This window comes from Streptomyces doebereineriae, from assembly GCF_031845645.1.
GTDB classification, from domain to species: domain Bacteria; phylum Actinomycetota; class Actinomycetes; order Streptomycetales; family Streptomycetaceae; genus Streptomyces; species Streptomyces canus.
In genome coordinates this window covers 1-602 of sequence record NZ_JAVREZ010000085.1, presented here as the reverse complement: position 1 = coordinate 602, position 602 = coordinate 1, and the positions used below count along the sequence as shown (strand labels likewise).

1 protein-coding gene is annotated in these 602 nt (G+C 74.3%); it reads left to right on the top strand.

All coding sequences use genetic code 11. From position 1 onward, the window contains the following. Window positions 1–585 (top strand): DMT family transporter (locus RNB18_RS50815; RefSeq protein WP_311720904.1); only part of this gene is annotated, 585 nt, incomplete at its 5' end. Window positions 586–602: the final 17 nt, after the last annotated feature.

Below are 602 nucleotides of genomic sequence, written 5' to 3'. Positions count from 1 at the left end.
TACGTACACGAAGCCGCACTGAGCTACGCGTGCGGCTTCGTGTACGTACGCAAGTACCTCTCCCCGCTCGGCCTCGCCCCCATGGCCGCCGCGGCCTCCCAGCTCCTCGCCGCCACCGTGCTCCAGGCCGTGGTCCCCCCGTTCCTCACCTGGCGCACCCCGGAGTTCACCCTCGAGGTGACGTTCAGCATCGTCGCGCTCGGCCTGTTCAGCACCGGTCTGGCGTACGTGCTCTACTTCCGCCTCATCGGTGACGTCGGCGCCACCACCGCCTCCGCCGTGAACTACGTGGTCCCGGTCGCCTCCGTTCTCATCGGAGTGGTGGCGCTCGGCGAGTCCGTCACCTGGAACCTGCTGGTCGGCGGCCTGGTGGTGCTCGCGGGTGTGGCGTACGCGGCGAACCGCCTGCGGCAGCTCCGCCCCAAGGACCCGGCGCCCGCCGACCCGCCCGCCCGCTCGGCTCCGGAGACGACGGCGGACACGCCCGCGGGCCCGCCCACGGCCACGACGCCGGAACCCGGAGCCGCCGAAGGCGCCGAACCGGCCGCGGGCAGCCGCCCCGGCGGCACCGAGGGGCCCCGGTGAGCCGGCCGGGCCTCTAC